This window comes from uncultured Cyclobacterium sp. (genome assembly GCF_963976465.1).
Taxonomy (GTDB): domain Bacteria; phylum Bacteroidota; class Bacteroidia; order Cytophagales; family Cyclobacteriaceae; genus Cyclobacterium.
In genome coordinates this window covers 1-4,859 of the sequence record NZ_CAXBOC010000440.1, presented here as the reverse complement: position 1 = coordinate 4,859, position 4,859 = coordinate 1, and the positions used below count along the sequence as shown (strand labels likewise).

The window sequence follows — 4,859 nt, the reverse complement described above, 5'->3', positions numbered from 1 at the left end:
TCGTTTATTGACTTGTTATAGGTAACCGTATTCTCATTCAACCAGCTAAAATTATCGTAATGATCCCTAATAGAGGATGCAACGGCAGGAATGGCAATGTTGATTCCCGGAGTAGCTGTGGATGGGTTGAAATAGAAGTATTTGCTATTTCTTATTTCAGCATTGATCGTAGACTTAACCACTAGACCTTCAATTGGCTCATATTGAATATATGCGTTGGAAAGTAAATTGGTCTGCTTGGTCTCATTGGTGATTTCCAGAGCAGAACGCACATAATTTGGATAGGCAAATATATTCCCTGTTTCACTTGGGAATCTGTTATAATACGTCAACTCACCCTCACCATCATAAATTGGCATATTGGGCCATGCATGTAAAGCATTGAACAATATACCTGTACCTCTTGACCCATCTGTTCTGGGCGTATTGTCCCTTACATACTGAGGAGCTATATTGAATCCCATAGAAACTTTATCGGAAGCAGTATAGTCCGAATTTATTCTTAGAGAAAAACGTTCATAATCCGTATTCAACACAACCCCTTCCTGGTCAAAATAACCAGCAACTACAGAGGTTCTCATTTTCTCTGTATTGGAGTTTATGGTCAGGTTGTAATTGGATATGGGAGCTGTCTGCAACATGGCATCGTACCAATCTTGGGTTTGTCCTTCATAAGAAGAGGGGTCCTGAAACATTGCAGGTACATCTCTTCCCTCATCTTCGTAATACTCTTTTTTAAACTGGGCAAACTCAACTGCATCCATCATTTCCAATCGGTTGTAATGAGGCACATTTTGCAAGCCTCTGTACACATTGAGAGAAACGCTTGACTGTCCTGCTTTACCGCGTTTAGTAGTGATCAACACTACACCATTCGCAGCCCTGGAACCGTAAAGAGAGGTAGAGGCAGCATCTTTCAAAATGGTAATGTCCTGAATTTCATCCGGATTTAAAGTAGAAATATTTCCGGTTATAGGGAACCCATCCACTACATACAATGGGTCACTACCTGCAGAAACCGAAAGTTGTCCCCTAATGCGGACATTCATTCCCTGACCTGGCTTACCTGTGGTTTGATTAATTTGCACACCGGCAAGTTGCCCCTGCAACTTCTGAGCTATCTCAGTAGCAGGTATATCCATTAGGTCATCTCCGTCTATGGTTTGTACCGCACCGGTGATTTCCTTTTTCAACTGACTACCATATCCAACCACTACAACTTCCGTCAAGTCACTCATGGAGGAAGCAAGGGTGATATCATATTGTGTTTGACCACCTTGAATGGTGATTTCCTGGGTCGCGTACCCGATATAGCTCACCGAAAGAATTTCTCCTGCAGCGGCTTCTACCTGAAACTTCCCATCCAGATCAGTAACAGTTCCACGGGTGGTTCCCTTTACCAATACCGACACTCCCGGTATGGTCTCGTTATCGCCTTCTGAGCGTACCACACCGGTAACGGTGCTTTGCGCATAAGAAGCGAAGCTCAATAACATAGCAGCCAAAAGGGTAAATAGCTGCTTGCTATTCATAAATTGGTAACAATTTTTTTTCATAATTAATAGGTTAAATTGAGTGGGTAAATTGACTCCTTCATCAGTTTAATGATGAATTTAATTACAATAAAGCCCTTATTTTTTCTAAAACTGTCCTGTACTGTGCTGAATAAGTAAACCGACAATTTCCCCTATAATTCAGATAGGCATATCATAGTTCAGTACGAAAAATCTGAATAGAAAAAATTATATTTTGATTTTTTAAAAAATAAAGGGTTATACGACTTTTAAATCAATCATCATCAAAGCAAATAATTTAATATTCTGGCATTTTTAAAAAAAGTAATTGGGTTTCAGAAAACCATAGTCCTCTGAAACCCAATAAAAAGATGAAAATTAATAACCGGGATTCTGTACCAATGAAGAATTGATCCTCATTTGATCCTGTGGAATTGGAAACAAAATCTCATGTGCCTCAAAAATAAAGTCATTGTTAGAAAATGGAATACCCTCTCTGGAAGTGGTAGGGTTTGCTCTTTCTCTTAATCCATAAGCATTGAGCATATTTACCAACTCACTTTCAGTCTTGGTCCGTTTCAAATCAAACCAGCGATGGTTCTCAAATGCCAGTTCTATCCTGCGTTCATTAAGGATCACTTCTCTGAACTCATCTTTACCCAAGCCATTTAACGGCTCCAACCCGGCCCTGTCTCGAATCTCATTCAGGTACCCTAAGGCTGTTCCTGTGGGACCTTCCACTTCATTGATGGACTCCGCAAGCATTAACAACACATCTGCATATCTGATGACAGGCCAATTGTCATTGGTAACTCCTCTGATGGAATGGGGATGGTGAAACTTGTTGATATAAGGCACAGCTATATAAGTTCCTTCAAGGCTGGTATAGCCTTCTTTCAAAGACACCTCTTTTCTTAAATCTCCTTCCTCATACAAAGCGATTATTTCATTGGTAGGCGTATTCCATCCACCACCATCCTGACCCGGAAAATCGATGACTGCCCCAACTGACTCTCTGGGTGCAAAGGTGTAAATGAAATTACTTCCCACACCAAATTGATTGTCTCCCTGATACTGAATATCCCAAATGGATTCCTGATGATTTTTGTTTTGCGGATCAAAAACAGCCCCATAATCCTGAAGCAAGTCATAACCCAAAGAAGTAACCTGAGTCAAGGCATCAATGGCTTCAGCATAATTTTTTCTGGTCAGGTGTACCTTACCCAGCAAGCTCAAAGCTGCTCCTTTGGTAACTCGGCCAATATCATCTGCACCATAACTTGATGGCAATAAAGCAACTGCATCATTCAAATCTGAGAGGATTTGCTGGTACACAGTTTCCACAGGAGACCTGTTGTATTCAAAAGCTTCTGAAGGGGAACTCACCGGTTCAGTGATGACAATCACATCTCCAAAATGCTGCACCAAATGAAAGTAAAGGTAAGCCCTAATCATTTTCAATTCCCCCTCAGACCTGTTTTTGATTGCATCCGAAGCATTGGATTCCGGTAACTTGCTCAAGCTGGTATTGACATTGACCATAATACCGTAGGTGCTGTTGTACAGATTGGTAATATTTGAAGTAGCCGGATTGTATTGCCAAAACTCCAAGGCTTCTAAGCTCGGTCCATTCCCCCTATTACCGGGATTAAAATGAAGGGTGGTATTGTCGGAAATGAACTCTGTGTACTGCCACTGACTCAAATGCCAAGGCCGCAATTGACCATACACGCCATTAACGGCCTGTACAAGTTGCGTTTCTGTCTGGTAAAAATTATCCGATACCAAAACTGTAGGATCGGTTTTATTTAGAAATTCATCATCACAGGATGTGCTAGCAAATAAAACACCCAGGCCAATGAACAATGTATTAATGTATTTTTTCATGTCTTAAGTCATTTTATGATTTAGAATCTTACTGTTGCACCTAAAGTGAAAGTTCTTGGCATTGGATAAGCTTCATCATCTACCCCTATATTGATACCTCCTCTGGTGTTGACTTCCGGATTGGTGCCGGGAAATGAAGTAAATAAAAAGGGATTCTCTGCACTGAAAAACACCCTGGCATGGGGTACTACAGGGTTCTTTGGAATGGTATAGCCCAAGGTGATGTTTCGTAACCATACATGGCTAGCATCATACACATACCTGGAATTTGATTCCCGCTGCCATTTCCAAGTATTGGTAGTTGCTCCTCTTCCATCCCCCGGGTTTTCGGCAGATCTCCAGCGATTAACTCCTGATTGAAGGATATTAAACACCCCATCCATGTTCATGGTGGTAGCCTCTATATTTCTAAAAACATCGTAATTAAAAGCCCCGGTAAACATCAGGTTAAAATCAAAATTCTTAAAATCTCCCCCCAGCGTATAACCTATAATATAATCCGGATGGGGGTTTCCGATTTCAATCATGTCCTGCTGGTCATAGGATATTACTCCATCCCCGTTGGCATCAAAATACTTATAAGTACCAGGTACGGCTCCATCCTGATCCGGCCAAGCCTCAATTTCAGCATCAGTATCAAAGATACCTACCATTTTGAAGCCATGAAACATGGCCAATGGCCTTCCGACTTGGGCTACATTGTAAGTACTATAGAACCCACCTGCCCAGATCTCGTCGTTTTCTCCTCTAATTTCCAACACCTTGTTCCTATTGATGGTCAGGTTCAGGTTGGATCTAATGTTTACCTGATTGATCATGGTTCTGTAGTCCAAAGCCAACTCAAGCCCTCTGTTTTGCACTTTCCCTACATTGTCCAAAGATTGGGTAAATCCTGAAATTACAGGCATCTCAACAGAAAGGAGCATATTGTTGGTAAGTCGATTGTAATATTCGGCGGTTAGAATAAGCCTATTGTCAAACATGGCCCAATCCAAACCTATATCAGTCTGTTGGGATTGTTCCCAACCTAAATTCGCATTGGCAAAATTGGAAAGGACCTGTCCATTGGCAATGCTTCCGCCCAACACATAATTCGAAATGGCCATATTGGACAAACTTGAATAGTTACCAATTGCATTGTTACCTGTAACACCAAAGCTGGCCCTTAATTTCATGTAATCCAGCGGGTTTCAGGCATAAAAGACTCTTCAGAAATCCTCCAACCTGCCGAAAAAGCAGGGAAATTACCCCATTTATTATTGGCACCAAACCTTGAGCTGCCCTCTCGTCTAAATGAAGCTGAGAACAGGTATTTGTCATCAAAGGAATAATTGGCCCTTGCAAAATAGGCCATCAGACTCCAATCAGCTTCTCCAGAGGTGGAAGTCTGCCTAATGGCTGCACTTAAATAAGTTACCTCGTCATTGGGAAACTCATTGCCATTCCCCTGTAGATATT

At 41.4% G+C, this 4,859-nt stretch carries 4 protein-coding genes; all 4 read right to left on the bottom strand.

Features of this window, described 5'->3' with window-relative positions; all coding sequences use genetic code 11:
- On the bottom strand, nt 1–1,556 hold a 1,556-nt coding region (locus AAC037_RS19790; RefSeq protein WP_339905046.1), incomplete at its 3' end, for a SusC/RagA family TonB-linked outer membrane protein.
- 336 nt (nt 1,557–1,892) lie between these two features.
- Complete coding sequence (locus AAC037_RS19785; RefSeq protein WP_339905044.1) at nt 1,893–3,401, bottom strand: RagB/SusD family nutrient uptake outer membrane protein; 1,509 nt, start codon at nt 3,399–3,401, stop codon at nt 1,893–1,895.
- A gap of 20 nt (nt 3,402–3,421) precedes the next feature.
- On the bottom strand, nt 3,422–4,576 hold the full coding sequence (locus tag AAC037_RS19780) for a TonB-dependent receptor (RefSeq protein WP_339905043.1): 1,155 nt from the start codon (nt 4,574–4,576) through the stop codon (nt 3,422–3,424).
- The coding region (locus AAC037_RS19775; protein WP_339905042.1) for a hypothetical protein at nt 4,573–4,859 on the bottom strand (287 nt) is incomplete at its 5' end. The genes AAC037_RS19775 and AAC037_RS19780, both read right to left, overlap by 4 nt.